The sequence below is a fragment of the Acinetobacter sp. yr461 genome (assembly GCF_900110445.1).
In the GTDB taxonomy this organism is placed as follows: Bacteria; Pseudomonadota; Gammaproteobacteria; order Pseudomonadales; family Moraxellaceae; genus Acinetobacter; species Acinetobacter calcoaceticus.
Genome location: NZ_FODU01000004.1, coordinates 204,787 through 219,184 on the forward strand (window position 1 = coordinate 204,787; position 14,398 = coordinate 219,184).

Annotated in this window: 12 protein-coding genes; 10 read left to right on the forward strand and 2 right to left on the reverse strand. The window is 39.9% G+C overall.

Going from position 1 to position 14,398, the window contains the following annotated elements; translation table 11 throughout:
• Nucleotides 1-12: 12 nt before the first annotated feature.
• A complete protein-coding gene (locus BMW38_RS09160; RefSeq protein ID WP_045435126.1) occupies nucleotides 13-2,820 on the reverse strand; it encodes a GacS-like sensor histidine kinase in 2,808 nt (935 codons plus the stop codon).
• 172 nt (nucleotides 2,821-2,992) lie between these two features.
• Here BMW38_RS09160 and cysM point away from each other — a divergent pair, with 172 nt between their 5' ends.
• The 4 genes from cysM to BMW38_RS09180 are packed head-to-tail and all read left to right on the forward strand — an operon-like array spanning nucleotide 2,993 to nucleotide 8,494.
• Nucleotides 2,993-3,925: a cysteine synthase CysM gene (cysM, locus tag BMW38_RS09165; protein ID WP_005036815.1), complete on the forward strand. Its 933-nt coding sequence runs from the start codon at nucleotides 2,993-2,995 to the stop codon at nucleotides 3,923-3,925.
• 12 nt (nucleotides 3,926-3,937) lie between these two features.
• Entirely contained in the window at nucleotides 3,938-4,756 is an 819-nt protein-coding gene (locus BMW38_RS09170; RefSeq protein ID WP_092707402.1) for a 3'-5' exonuclease, read from the forward strand.
• A 9-nt stretch (nucleotides 4,757-4,765) separates the two neighbouring features.
• Nucleotides 4,766-6,157, forward strand: a complete 1,392-nt coding sequence (rlmD, locus tag BMW38_RS09175) for a 23S rRNA (uracil(1939)-C(5))-methyltransferase RlmD (RefSeq protein ID WP_092707404.1) — start codon at nucleotides 4,766-4,768, stop codon at nucleotides 6,155-6,157.
• Nucleotides 6,158-6,187: 30 nt separating this feature from the next.
• Nucleotides 6,188-8,494 (forward strand): RelA/SpoT family protein, encoded by a 2,307-nt coding sequence (locus BMW38_RS09180; protein WP_092707406.1) that lies wholly within the window; start codon nucleotides 6,188-6,190, stop codon nucleotides 8,492-8,494.
• Nucleotides 8,495-8,546: 52 nt separating this feature from the next.
• Here the strand turns inward: BMW38_RS09180 and BMW38_RS09185 are convergent, their stop codons facing one another.
• On the reverse strand, nucleotides 8,547-9,320 hold the full coding sequence (locus tag BMW38_RS09185) for an SDR family oxidoreductase (protein ID WP_092707408.1): 774 nt from the start codon (nucleotides 9,318-9,320) through the stop codon (nucleotides 8,547-8,549).
• 113 nt (nucleotides 9,321-9,433) lie between these two features.
• On the opposite strand from BMW38_RS09185, the gene mazG reads away from it, so the two are divergent.
• The 6 genes from mazG (at nucleotide 9,434) to panC (ending at nucleotide 14,389) form a co-directional block, all read left to right on the forward strand.
• The gene (gene mazG, locus BMW38_RS09190) at nucleotides 9,434-10,240 is read left to right on the forward strand and encodes a nucleoside triphosphate pyrophosphohydrolase (protein WP_092707410.1); all 807 of its coding nucleotides are present in this window, start codon (nucleotides 9,434-9,436) and stop codon (nucleotides 10,238-10,240) included.
• The gene (locus tag BMW38_RS09195; RefSeq protein ID WP_092707412.1) at nucleotides 10,209-10,613 is read left to right on the forward strand and encodes a ComEA family DNA-binding protein; all 405 of its coding nucleotides are present in this window, start codon (nucleotides 10,209-10,211) and stop codon (nucleotides 10,611-10,613) included. The genes mazG and BMW38_RS09195 overlap by 32 nt, the downstream gene beginning before the upstream one ends.
• Nucleotides 10,614-10,738: 125 nt before the next feature.
• Nucleotides 10,739-12,202: a polynucleotide adenylyltransferase PcnB gene (pcnB, locus tag BMW38_RS09200; protein ID WP_092707414.1), complete on the forward strand. Its 1,464-nt coding sequence runs from the start codon at nucleotides 10,739-10,741 to the stop codon at nucleotides 12,200-12,202.
• Nucleotides 12,199-12,681, forward strand: coding sequence for a 2-amino-4-hydroxy-6-hydroxymethyldihydropteridine diphosphokinase (gene folK, locus BMW38_RS09205; RefSeq protein WP_092707416.1), 483 nt, complete (start codon nucleotides 12,199-12,201; stop codon nucleotides 12,679-12,681). Before pcnB ends, folK begins: the two co-directional genes overlap by 4 nt.
• 46 nt (nucleotides 12,682-12,727) lie before the next feature.
• Nucleotides 12,728-13,537: a 3-methyl-2-oxobutanoate hydroxymethyltransferase gene (gene panB / locus BMW38_RS09210; RefSeq protein WP_003655024.1), complete on the forward strand. Its 810-nt coding sequence runs from the start codon at nucleotides 12,728-12,730 to the stop codon at nucleotides 13,535-13,537.
• A gap of 3 nt (nucleotides 13,538-13,540) precedes the next feature.
• Nucleotides 13,541-14,389: a pantoate--beta-alanine ligase gene (gene panC / locus BMW38_RS09215; protein WP_005036795.1), complete on the forward strand. Its 849-nt coding sequence runs from the start codon at nucleotides 13,541-13,543 to the stop codon at nucleotides 14,387-14,389.
• Nucleotides 14,390-14,398 lie beyond the last annotated feature (9 nt).

Here is a 14,398-nt window from a genome sequence, read left to right on the forward strand (position 1 = left end):
TTGGTAGGTATGTTAGTCAGGTATCACCAAGATCTGGAGAGCAGCACTTTCTACCTCTTTAACCACAAGACCTAATTCATCAAAGCGCTGTATAACTTCTTCAATGAAGCCTTCATCTGCTATACGGCGTTCTTTACGTAGCGTTGAAATAAATTGCTCAAAGTCACCTGTTACTTGCTGTAGTTTCGGGGCACCTACATAGCGAGTGGCACCATACAGGCGATGTAAAACATGCTCAAGTTGAGGGAAGTCTTCAAGCTCAATGAGCTGCTGCATTTCGTCTAGCTCAGTTGGAAAACTATCAACTAACATTTTGAGTAGATCTTGTGCTAAGTCTTCTTTATTTGCTGCAAGTTGCAAACTTTGTTGCCAGTTTAAAATTTGTGGGTCTAAAGCTTCTGCAACTACATGGTGATCTTTATCTATGGCTTTTGCTGTAAAGTTGTTTTTAGTCCATTGCGTTAAGATCTGGATGATTTGCTCCATTTGAATTGGCTTGGTGACATAGTCATTCATGCCTACTTTAAGAAGCTTTTGCTTTTCATCGGCAAGGGCGTGGGCCGTTAACGCAATAATTGGAAGCTGCATTTCTCCATCGAGCGTTGACTCTAAAGAACGGATAGCACGTGTGGTATCAATGCCCGACATAACCGGCATTTGGATATCCATAAACACCAAATCAAATGGTTTAAGTTTCTGATCAATTCGTTCTTGAATAAGGTTAAGCGCTTCTTGGCCACTTAATGCTTTAGTTGTTTTAACGTTTAATTCACCCAACAAAGCTTCTAAAACAATTAAGTTTGGTAAATGGTCATCTACTGCCAGAATGTGTAAACCCTGACCATTAAAATCTTGCTGTTCTTCTTCAAAAATAGGTTGGTTGCTTAATAATTGAATGAGTCCACTACGGCTTAATGGTTGATATAGAGGACGAGCGCGATATTCACTGAGCATGTTTGGCTCAAGCGTCATTTGATAACCATAGACGGCTAAATTGCCTTGATAACGGCTACGGATTTCTTTTAATAACGCTTCTGTATCACCGCTATGGTCAACGATAAGCCATGTATTATCTTTCTGATCAAGATGTTTTAAACGGCTAAACAAGTCCAGAATCGATTGTGTCTCGATATGAGGAACATGATAGTTTTCAAGGTAATAACGTAAAACACTTGCTGTAGCAGGATGAGCAAGATAAGACACGACTTGTAAATGCTCAAAATGCGGGTGTTCGATTTCGTAATCTTCATCTACCACAAATTGTGCGGTAAACCAGAACGTAGAACCTTTTTCTGTTGGCGCACGTTCCTGATTATCCTCAAAGCCAATTTGACCATGCATCAGATGAACAAGCTGTTTAGAGATAGCAAGACCTAAACCTGTACCGCCAAATTGACGTGTAACTGATGCATCGCCTTGCGAGAATGATTCAAATAACTTTTTACGGTCTGTACCACTTAAGCCAATACCACTGTCTTGAACACTAAAATGAAGCAGACATTGCCCAATATCATCATGTTCCATACGAACACGAACAATAATCTCACCATCTGGAGTGAACTTGATTGCATTAGAAATCAAGTTGGTCAGAATTTGCTTGAAGCGTAAAGCATCACCAATGACTTGTTGTGGAATGTTGTCCGCATAGTAAAAAGCCATAGCGATATGTTTTTGAGCAGCCAATGGAGACAGCATATCCATGACATCAAAAATGGCTTCTTCTAAGTCGAATGGCGCTGTTTCAAGCTCTAACTTACCCGCATCAATTTTTGAGAAATCTAATACATCGTTAATTAATGCCAATAAATGGGCAGATGACTTGCGAATGGTTTGTAAATAAAGATTTTGTTCGTTATTTAAATTTTGTTGACGAAGCAATAAATGAATAAAACCATCAATACTGTTGAGAGGCGTTCGAAGCTCATGACTAATATTCGCAAGGAAAACTGACTTTGCCTGATTTGATGAAATCGCTTGGTCACGTGCTTGACGATAGGTAATGTTTTGGACTTCTAAGGTATCTAATGTTCTGCGTAAGTCTTCTTCTGTTTGTTCAGTGTGTTCTTTTAATTCTAAAAAGCTAAAGTGCAATCGCTTAACAACGTTTGCGATGTCTCGCTGTAGTAAGCGTAGCTCGCCAGTACTATTAATGACTAGGTGTTGGTCTAAAGTATCTGCATTTAGACGTTGTAACTGCATGCGAATTTCATACATCGGCGCAATCCAGCGACGAGAATAAAAATTCAAGCAAAGTAAAAGTAACAGTAAGGTCATTAATCCCGTAATGACGAGAGCAATCATAATGCGATAACGTGCCAATTCTAGAGGCTGGTTATCCATTTCAATCACTAACCAGACTGGTGCTTTTCCAGCTTTATTACTAATCTGTAGTCCATAAATATTGTTGTGGTTATAAGAGATTGGACCAAAAAAATTATTACTACTTGGAAAGCTAGGCCAATAACGATTATCACGATAACCAATACTTAAATAAGTCTGTCCGTTGTTATCGATGAGTACTGCGCGTTTCAGATTTTTTTCGCTAAACATGCTTTGCATGATGTGCTGGGCATGATCGTATTCATCTGGCTGTAGTTCGACCAGCGTATATAGATCTTTCGCAATTTGATTGTAGCGAGCTAAAATTGCTGAGGCGTGATGTAGCTGTTGTTGTTTTACCGAATGTGACGTTTCAGTTAAAACCAGAAAAGCACCGACCCCTGTTAAAATCATAATCGGCACAAAAATTAGAGCAATCAATTGCCCATATGCATGATTCAGACGTAAGCGTTTCGATATGGTTTTATTGAAATTAGACATGGCTACATCAGATTTATCTCTCTGTACGGCATCTTATCACGCTTTATTTTAAAACAGACGGCATTTTATAAATGACCGAGCTTTAATCGCTTTCATGAAAAAGCATATTGAAATGGGTGCAGTACCGAGCATTTTTTCATACAATAGGCCCACCTCGATATAGGTGTTGATCATGAGTAATACACAACCTGACTTTTTAGCCGACGAATTTTTGTTAGATCACTATGTAGGTAAGACACCTCTAGTTCGTTTGCAGCGATTAGCTTCTCATACGCAAGCGACAGTTTTAGCAAAGTTGGAAGGTAATAATCCGGCAGGTTCTGTAAAAGACCGTCCTGCATATAACATGATTATGCAGGCAGAAAAACGTGGTCAAATTAAGCCAGGTGACACTTTGATTGAGGCAACCAGTGGGAACACGGGTATTGCTTTGGCAATGGTTGCTGCAATGCGCGGCTATAAAATGAAACTTATTATGCCGAACAATATGAGTCAGGAGCGTAAAGATGCGATGCTGGCTTATGGTGCAGAGCTGATTGAAGTAACACCACAGCAAGGGATGGAAGGTGCACGTGATTTAGCCTTGCAAATGGAAAAAGAAGGTAAAGGTCACGTTTTAAATCAGTTTGGTAATCCCGACAATGTTGAAGCTCATTACTTAACGACTGGTCCTGAAATTTGGAAACAAACAGGTGGGAAAATTACCCATTTTGTAAGCTCAATGGGTACAACTGGTACCATCATGGGTGTTTCTAAATATTTAAAAGAACAAAACCCAGATATTCAGATTGTTGGTTTACAACCAGCAGATGGATCAAGTATTGCGGGTATTCGCCGTTGGCCAAAAGAATATTTACCTACTATTTTTGATAGTAGCCGTGTGGATCGTACTATTGATATTCCACAAATTGATGCTGAAAAAACCATGCGTAAATTAGCACGTATGGAAGGCATCAGTGCGGGTACATCTTCAGGTGGTGCAGTATGGGCATCCATCAAAATTGCAGAAGAAAATCCAGATGCTGTTATTGTTTGCATTATCTGTGACCGTGGCGATCGCTACTTGTCTACAGGATTGTTTTCAGTACAGGACGATAACTCATAATTGAGAGAAATAATGCGTTTCCCAACCTTAGTTTTTGATATTGAAACTTTAACTGATTTAAAAGCGGGAGCGCATTTATATCATCTTGATTTGCCAGAGGCTGATGTAGAGCAAGCGTTGACTAAACTGCGCCGTCAAGAATCAGGCATGGATTTTCAGCGCTTACCTTTGCATGAAATTGTTTGTATTTCTGGTCTTTGGATTGATGAGTCGGGTTTTAGATTGTTTTCTTTTAGTCGGGAACAATATTCTGAAGCTGAGATTTTACAGAAATTCTTGTCAATTTTTGATAAACGTCATCCGACTTTAGTGAGTTGGAACGGCTCGCAATTTGATTTACCCGTCATTCTATTCCGCGCGATGTATCATGGGCTTTCTGCACCGGGCTTGTTTGATCAAGGTGAGATTGATAGCCAAAAGCGTTTTAATAATTACCAAAACCGTTATCACCATCGCCACATTGATTTAATGGATGTGATGGCAATGTTTAACGGGCGTAATTTTCAAAAGCTTGATGATATTGCCTGCATTTTAGGTTTGCCGGGTAAGCGCGGTGAGTCGGGTTATCATGTGCCGGAATATGTCCGTACGCAGCAGTGGTTAAAACTGACCAGCTATTGTGAAGGAGATGTACTTAATACATGGTTCGTCTATGTACGTTGGTTGTTATTAAAAGGGCAATTAACTGTAGATGAGCATAATGATTGGGTAAACTCTAGTATTGATTATTTGAAAAATATTCCTCAGCAAGCAGATTTTCTTGAGGTATGGAAACGTACTTCGAAACATACTGAATTTACCTCCCATTATTTTAATCCTTTAGATTTTTAGGTTCATCCTTTGAAACAACAAGCCAAATCTCGCAAGCCCCAACAACCTGAATATATTTTTCAGGTTGAAACACTTTCTCATGAGGGGCGGGGAATTGCGCATTATGGTTCTCATCCTGATCATCCCGCAGATAAGCATGGCAAGAAAGTTTTTATTCGTTATGCATTGCCTGGAGAAACTGTAAAGGCCAAGATTACCCATCAAGCGAAGCGTCTTGAAGAAGCTGAGATGGTGCAGTTGTTAGGAGAACCTTCAACTCATCGTATAGATGCAATTTGTCCTCATTATGGTATTTGCGGTGGCTGTAGCATGCAGCATATCCATCCTGATGAACAAATCCGTTTAAAGCAAAGTGTGCTCCAATCACATTTACAGCATTTTGCAGGTATTCAACCTGAACAGTGGCTAGAGCCGATTCGATCTTTACAGAGTGATTATCGTCGTCGTGCACGAATTGGTGTGCGTTATTTGCCGAAGCCAGATCGCTTAATTATGGGGTTTCGTGAACATCATAGTAATCGCTTAACTTCTATCCATAGCTGTAGTGTTTTGGATGAAAAACTATCAAATAGCTTGCCTGAATTGCGTCTTTTACTCCAAAGTCTAAAAGGCAAAGCACACATTGGTCATGTAGAATTAGCAAAAGGTGATCATGAAATTTCTTTATTGGTTCGTCATGTAGAAAAATTAAACAATTCTGATGTCAACCAATTAAAGCAATTTGCGTTAGACAAAGGGTGGCAGTTGTATTTGCAACCTAAGGGTCCTGAAAGTATTCATCGTATTGATGATGAAAAAGGCGCTTCACGTTTACATTATGCCTTAGAGAGGTTTAATGTAAATTTTGCTTTTTCGCCATTGGATTTTACTCAGGTCAATGCCACAGTAAATGAACAAATGGTTCAATTGGCATGTGAATTGCTTCAATTGCAACCAGGTGAAAAAGTACTTGATCTATTTTGTGGATTAGGCAATTTCTCGCTCCCGTTAGCACGATGTGTTGGTGAGAGTGGGCAGGTTGTTGGTGTGGAAGGGAGTGAAGAAATGGTTCAACGGGCAACAGCTAATGCAAAATGCAATAGTTTGGTGCAGGCAACCTTCTTTTCACAAGATTTAACAAAAGATTTTTCGCATCATTCTTGGGCAAATCAAGGATTTGATGCATTATTGATTGATCCTCCTCGTGCTGGTGCATATGAAATTATGCAGTATGTATCAAATTTTGGAGCAAAAAGAATCGTTTATGTATCATGTAATCCAGCTACACTGGCAAGGGATGCAGGTGTTTTGGTCCAATATGGCTACCAGTTAAAAAAAGCAGCGGTAATGGACATGTTTACGCACACAGAACATGTTGAATCCATTGCACTATTTGAAAAAATTCAAGAGATAAACGATTAAAAACATGAGTTACATATTGAGGAGAATGGTATGGTCACAGTACGTGAACAGTTACCTGAACAACTAACTGAGTTGTCCGAGGAAACGACTGTAGAGCATGCCGCCGAAACGCAAATCGGTTTAGCCTCATGGTTGGATCGGGTGCGTGAAATATTAGATGGGGCGAAGCTTGAACAGCTTGAAAAGGTTGCGAATGAAACCCTGCAAAAAGAGTTAGAATCAACGGTTAATCATCGGTCCAATACTTTCGCTACTGGCGTTGGAATGGCCGACATTTTGGCACATCTCCATGTAGATGAAGATACTCTATCGGCAGCCATGCTCTATCGTAGTGTGCGTGAAGACATTACTGATATAGAAGAAGTAAAAAAGAAATTTGGAGATCAGGTCTATAACCTTGTCAAAGGCGCTTTGGCAATGGGTAAACTCTCGGAACTCATTGAAAAAAATAAGCGGTTAGAAGACCACTTCAATAACAATCAACGAGAACATTTAAGTGGCATTTATAAAATGCTGATTTCGGTCACCGAAGATGTTCGTGTTGTTTTAATTAAACTTGCTGAGCGTACCTATTCTTTACGAGAGCTGGCAAATTCATCTCGTGAACGTCAAGAACGCGTAGCACGTGAAATTCTTACTATTTATTCGCCATTGGCACATCGACTCGGTATTGCTCAGCTTAAATGGGAACTTGAAGATTTAGCTTTTCGCTATTTAGCTCCAGACCGTTATAAAGAAATTGCGTCATTACTGAATGAAAAACGTTTAGAGCGTGAACATTATATTCAGTTCGTCATTGACCGTTTAAAAAGTGAATTGGCGTCTTACGGAATTGAGGCAGAAATTACAGGTCGAGCAAAGCACATTTATTCGATTTATCGAAAAATGAAAAGCAAAAACCTGAGTTTTGATCAGCTCTACGATATTCGTGCCCTACGTGTGTTGGTCAATAGTGTCCCTGAGTGTTACCACTCTTTGGGTATCGTACATCAAATCTGGCGTCATATTCCGCATCAGTTTGATGACTATATTACCAACCCGAAAGCAAATGGTTATCGCTCTTTGCATACCGCTGTAATTGCCGAAAATAAATCGCTTGAAGTACAAATTCGTACTCATGAGATGCATGACGAAGCTGAATTAGGCGTATGTTCGCACTTTAACTATAAAGAAGGTTCAAAGAATACCGACCATTCCTTTAACCATCGTTTGCATTCATTGCGTGCCGTTCTAGAGCACTACCAAGAACGCAATGAAACGACGGTACATCAAAACGAAGATGAAACAGAAGGCTTTGATCAACTACAAGATTTTGAAGGTTTTGAGAAGATTTACGTTTTCAGTCGTGATGGTGATATTAAGGAATTACCTCGTGGCTCGACAGTTTTAGATTTTGCTTATCATGTGCATACAGAAGTAGGGAATAAGTGTTACGCAGCGCGAGTTAACCAGCGTTATGTGCCATTAACCTATACTTTAAAAACTGGCGAACAGGTTGAGATTTTAACTAAAAAAGATCGTGATCCAAACCGAGATTGGTTGGTAAATTCTTTAGGTTATATTAAGACCTCTCGTGCCCGTGACAAGCTGCGTCATTGGTTTAGACAGCAAGATCGTAGTAAAAATCTTGAAGTAGGCCGTGAACTTCTCAATAAAGAGTTAGCTCGTCTTGCGATTCACCCAAAAAGTATCGACCTAAATGATTATTCATCACATTTTAATGTAAAAACAGGTGATGACATTTTGGTGAGTCTGGTAAGCGGCGATATTAGCTTACATGCCTTGATTAATCAGGTGAACCGTCAAATGCATCTAGATCAGGATGAACCTGAACTAGTGCTTAAACCAGCATTAAATCCGCGTGCCAGCCATACGTTATCGGCCCACGGAATTTTAATTGATGGTTTAGACAACGTAGAGTTGCACATCGCTCAGTGCTGTCAGCCCGTACATGGTGAGTCAATCGCTGGATATATTACTTTGAACCGTGGTGTCAGTATCCACAAAGTCATTTGTTCAGATTATCAGCGTATGATTAAGCAGGAACCAGAGCGTGCTGTTGAAGCCGATTGGGAAATGCAGCCAACGCGTGGTCAAAGTGTTCAAATTGTAGTTGAAGCTTATGATCGTCGTGGTCTACTAAAAGACTTAACTCAAGTAATTTTCTCTGACCAAATCAATATTCGGCAGGTCAATACAATTTCTGAAGCAGATGGTATTGCCAATATGAAATTGTTAATTGAGGTTAAGGGTTTAGCACAGCTTTCTCGTTTGTTGGCTCGCTTAGAACAGCAACCTGGAATCATTAGTGCGCGACGCATGATCCAAGGTGTTTAACTGAATTGAGTAATAAAAAAGGCTGTCAAATGACAGCCTTTTTTATTATGGATTACTTTCTTGATAAATAAATATTAGTGAGTCGATTTAAAAACTGAGGGCTTAAAGTCGAGAGTTGATAAAGCAGTTTGGTTTTTATGCCAACAGGTGTATGAGTAGGCGTCCAGAAATGAGCCTTTTTCTCTACAAGCATAAGCACCTGCTGAGCAATATCATTCGGTGTTAAGTCGATTCCCATATTTTGAATAGTGCCAGCATCCATATTGTTGACCATTGCTGTTTGTACAAATAGCGGCATCACATCTAAAACACGAATACCGTATTTCTTCCATTCCACATCTAAACCTTCAGTAATTCCGCGAACAGCAAATTTACTGGCTGAATAAGAAATCAAATCAGCTTGCCCATAAATTGCAGAAGCTGACGAAAGATTGATGACACGTGCAAAAGATGCTTGCTTTAAATAGGGGAGCGCAGCGTGACAGCCATTGATCACACCGTTTACATTAATATTTATTGTTCTTTGATGAGCTTTAATATCAGTTGTTTCAAATGCACCAGAATATAAAATACCGGCGTTATTTACCAAGATGTTGAGTTCGTCAGCCCATTCAGTAAACTCTTTTAATATGTGTTGCCATTGGTTGTAATCACTTACATCTAGATAGCCAGCATATGCATTTGGCCCTAAGTCACTTGCCAGTTTTTGAGCAAGCGACTCATTAATATCATAAATGCCTACTTTATATCCCTGTTGGTAAAATACACGTGCAATTTCTGCCCCAATACCTTGAGCGGCGCCACTAATCAGAATACTGTGTCTCATCTTTTTTTCTCGTTGTCAGTACAATAGTGCGACTGATTTAATCGCTTTGATTTTGATCATAACAAATTAAGATCTTAGTTTTACTGACCGACTTTTTGAACTTGAGGGTTACCATGGATAAGTTGCTTAAAATCATGCAAGAGTTACGAGAAAAATGTCCATGGGATCAAGCTCAAACCCCCATGACTCTTACCAAGTATGCGATTGAAGAAGCATATGAAGTTGAGGCTGCCATTCGTCAGGACGATATTAATGAAATTCGAAATGAGTTAGGTGATTTGTTATTACAAGTCGTGTTTCAATCACAAATGTTTAGTGAACAAGGTGCTTTTAACTTTCAAGATGTTGTTGAGGCAATAAGCGAAAAGTTAATTCGCCGTCATCCACATGTTTTTCAGGCAGATCAATTTAATAACTTAACGCCAGAACAAGTAAGTGAACTTTGGAAACAAATTAAACAACAAGAAAAACAAGGCAAGCCGCAATCACGATTAGATGAACTAAAGCATGGACCAGCACTATTACAAGCACAAGAGATTCAAGAAAATGTAGCAAAAGTTGGGTTCGATTTTGAAACCGTAGAAGATGCTTATACAAAACTAGAAGAAGAGTTGGATGAGTTCAAGCAGGCACTAAAAAATCAAAATATGGATGAAATTCAAGATGAATTTGGAGATTGTCTGTTTTCATTAGTCAATGTTGGACGTAAACTTGCAATTTCAAGTGAAACATCACTTTTATCAACAATACATAAATTTAGAAGCCGTTTTGCTTTTATTGAAGATCAAGCGCAAAAACAGCAAAGAACATTAGAAGACATGACCTTGTCTGAAATGGATGAATTGTGGGATCAGGCAAAACAGCAGTTAAAATCAGGGGAAAAAACACATGCCGCTCAGCATGAATCTTTGGAAGAGTAAGTATTATATTTTTATTGTTTTATTTTGGAGCCTGATTTCATCAACACTGATTCAGGCCCAATCTTTCGATCAAAATTTTAAGGAGTGGAAAGCTAAACAGCAGATGTATGATCAGAAGTTAAGCATCCAGCACTCCTCTCATTCTAATGTCCCAAAAAGTTCAACAATGACTGATTCGTCTGGGCAGGTGCACTTGAATCAAGCCAATGTTGATGAGCTTCAAAAGCTAAAAGGGATTGGTGAGAAAAAGGCTCAGGCGATTGTAGAATACCGCCAAAAGAATGGTGGTTTTAAAAATATTGATGAATTTAAAAACGTAAAGGGCATTGGCCCAGCCATTTTTGAAAAGAATAAAACACGGTTGAGTTTATAAATCATGTGTTTGTCAATTGTCATTTCATGCGCAAACTACAGAGAATCAAATTGCCCTTTGTGTGCGTTAGAGCTATGATTAGCGACAACTTGTTATTTACGTCCTGACGTAGGAGACAGCGTCTTTTGCAAACCTTGCGAGCGTCAAAATGTGGTTTGTCCACAGCCCAACTTCCTTCTTCGATTTTAGATGTGATCGATAGCCTGACTAAAGCTGGCTATGAAGCTTATATTGTTGGGGGTGGTGTCCGTGATTTAATGCTAGGGTTTAATCCTAAAGATTTCGATGCAGTCACCAATGCGACACCTGCTCAAATTAAAGAAGTTTTTGGCCGACGTTGCCGAATCATTGGCCGTCGATTTGAATTGGCACATGTCTATTCAGGGCGTGAGCTTATTGAAGTTGCAACATTCCGTGCCCCTCCTAAAAAAGCAGTTACGAGTGCCTCAGGCATGATTTTACGTGACAATAACTGGGGTACCATCGAACAAGACTTTGCTCGACGTGACTTTTCTATCAATACCTTATATTACCAACCGCGTAAGGCTATTGTGCTCGATTTTTGCAAAGCAATTGACGATGTTAAAAACAAAACTTTGCGTTTATTGGGTGATCCAACACAGCGTTTTGAAGAAGACCCTGTGCGTATGCTGCGAACTCTACGCTTTGCAGCCAAGTTAAATTTCAAAATTGATTCAAATATTCTCGATATATTTGATGCTGAAATGACGCAATTATTGCGTGATGTCTCTCCGCATCGTTTATATGATGAATCTCAGAAGTTGTTCACAATGGGACATTTGGCGCGTGTTCTGCCAATGTTGATTGAGTTTGGTGTTTGGAAGCAACTTTTTGCCGATGTTCAGCCTAATCTCACCCCATTTATTCAAAGAGCAGCAAAGAATACAGATCAACGTATACAAGTGGGTAAAACAATTAACCCTGCATTTTTCTATGCAGTTTTATTGTGGCAGCCGTTTTTAGAGCGTTGTGAATTTTATTTATCTAAAGGTATTGTGCCAGCCGAAGCGCGTGCACAGGCTGGTTTAGACGTCTTAAAACGCCAAGCAACACGTACAGTTATTCCTCGTTTTGCAGAAACTTTTATTCGTGAAGTTTGGGAAATGCAGACTCGTTTGCTCAATCCAAAACCACAGCAAATAGAAGCATTGGCAGGGCATGCTCGCTTCCGCGCTGGTTTTGACTTCTTATTACTCCGTGAAAAGTCAGGTGATGACACAACACAAGGAATGGGAAGCTGGTGGGAATCCTACCAAGAAATGTCAAATGACGAAAAAGAAGCTGCTATTAGCCAATATAATCGTCAGAAAGCTAGAAACCGTCGTAAAGCTGCTGCTGAGCCTATTGAAAATAATAAAGTTGAGACGGAAATTGAACCTTTGGTTGATATTCCGGAACCACGCACTCGCCGTGGGAAAAAAGAACGTACTAGACAAGATCAGGCAGTAAGCCGATTTGTTGAAAAAGCGACTGCTTTGGACGCAGGCGTGACGGGCGATCATCCAATTTTAAAACGTAAGCGGGTACAACGCGATTTAAGCCAAGTTGTTTTTGGGCCAACGCAATGACAATAACCACTTATATTGGTTTAGGAAGTAATTTAGGCGATTCCCGTCAAATTTTATCTGAAGTCATTGCCAAGCTTAAAACCTTAGGAATGGTTAAAGTTTCTAGACTTTATCAAAGTCCACCTATGGGGCCTCAAGACCAGCCAAATTATTTAAATGCAGTTGCAGAATTAAATACAGATCTTGCGCCTTTAGATTTGCTCGATCATTTACAACGTTTTGAGCAAGAGGCGGGTCGTGTACGACTTCGCCGTTGGGGTGAGCGAACCTTAGATCTGGATTTGCTTATATATGGCAATGAAAAAATTCAAAATGAGCGCTTAACTGTGCCGCACATAGGAATTCTACAACGAGATTTTGTTGTAATTCCCTTATTAGATTTAGATGCAGATTTACAACTGAATGGTCAGCCACTCAAAGATTTAGAGCTGATACAGCAGCCGACACTGACTGTACTTGCTGATGAGTCTTGGGCTTAAGCTTTCGATTCATTATGTTCTGCGAACTCCTGTAGAGGATATCATCATGATTAGTCTAAGTGACTTAAGAAAATTTAAAACCGAAGGACGCAAGTTCTCTTGCCTGACTTGTTACGATGCAAGCATGGCAAAAGCAATGGAACTTGCTGAAGTTGATACAATCTTAATTGGTGATTCTCTTGGAATGGCAATTCAAGGGCGAGATTCAACTTTGCCAGTAACCGTTGAAGATATGGCTTATCATACAGCAGCGGTTCGTCGCGGTAATCAGCATGCATTGATTATGACCGACTTACCATTCATGAGTTATGCAACCTTAAATGATGCTTTGCAGAACTCAAGAACAGTCATGCAGGCTGGCGCTCAAATGGTGAAAATCGAAGGTGGTGCATGGTTAAGTGAAATCGTGCAGGTTTTAACCCGTAATGGCGTACCTGTTTGTGTACATTTAGGCTTAACACCTCAATCTGTACATGTATTTGGTGGCTATAAATTACAAGCGAGAACACGTGAAGCGGCAGATCAACTCATTGCTGATTGTACAGCAGTAGTTGAGGCGGGTGCGTCGGTGTTATTGCTTGAATGTGTACCTGCTCAGTTGGGACAAGAAATTGCTGAATTATTCCCAAATACACCTGTAATTGGTATTGGTGCAGGTAATGCAACTGATGGCCAAGTATTGGTTGTACAAGATATGTTAGGTTTAACCTTTGGTCGAGTTGCTCGTTTTGTACGTAACTTTATGAAAGAACAATCAGGTGAAACTGCTATTTTAGATGCGTTTAAAGCTTATCATGCTGCGGTACTTGATCAGTCATTCCCTGCTAAAGAACATACTTTTCACGTTGAGCTGTAATTCATGAAAACAGAAACCACCATACAAGGTCTTGCAGCTTCTTTAAATCCTGCTAGAGCTGCACGTAAAATTATTGGTTTTGTCCCAACAATGGGAAATCTACATGAAGGACATCTCACCCTTGTTCGTGAAGCGAAAAAGTTATGTGATGTTGTGGTTGTGAGCATTTTCGTAAATCCGACTCAATTTGGACCGGGTGAAGATTTTGACAACTATCCTCGTACTTTAGAGCAAGATAGTCGCCTGCTTGCCGATGTGGGCTGTGACATTATTTTTGCGCCATCAGTTGAGCAAATGTACGGTACACAACCGCGTTTAACGAACATAAGTGTAAACCAGATTACAGATGCTTTATGTGGTAGTTCACGTCCAGGGCACTTTGATGGTGTAGCTTTGGTGGTAACTAAGCTCTTTAATATTGTGCAACCTAACTACGCTTTCTTTGGACAAAAAGATTACCAGCAGTTAGCAGTTATTCGCCAGTTTGTACAAGATTTAAATATCCCTTTAGAGGTGATTGGTGTACCAATTGTTCGTGCAGCAGATGGCTTGGCTCTTAGCTCAAGAAATGGTTATTTAAGCGATGAGCACCGTCAGGTGGCTCCTGTTATTTACCAAAGTTTGAAGCAGGCTGAACAGCAGTTACATCAAGGCAAAGATTTGCAACAAGTTGTAGAAGATATCAAAACTCAGTTGACAGATAATGGTTTTGTTGTGGATTATGTCGAAGCTCGTCAGACAAATCTGTTACCTGCTACTCAATTTGATCGTGATATTGTGTTATTTGTCGCGGCAAAACTGGGTGCAACCCGTTTGATTGATAATTTAGAAGTTGCCTTTACACCCCAATAAAGAGATCAA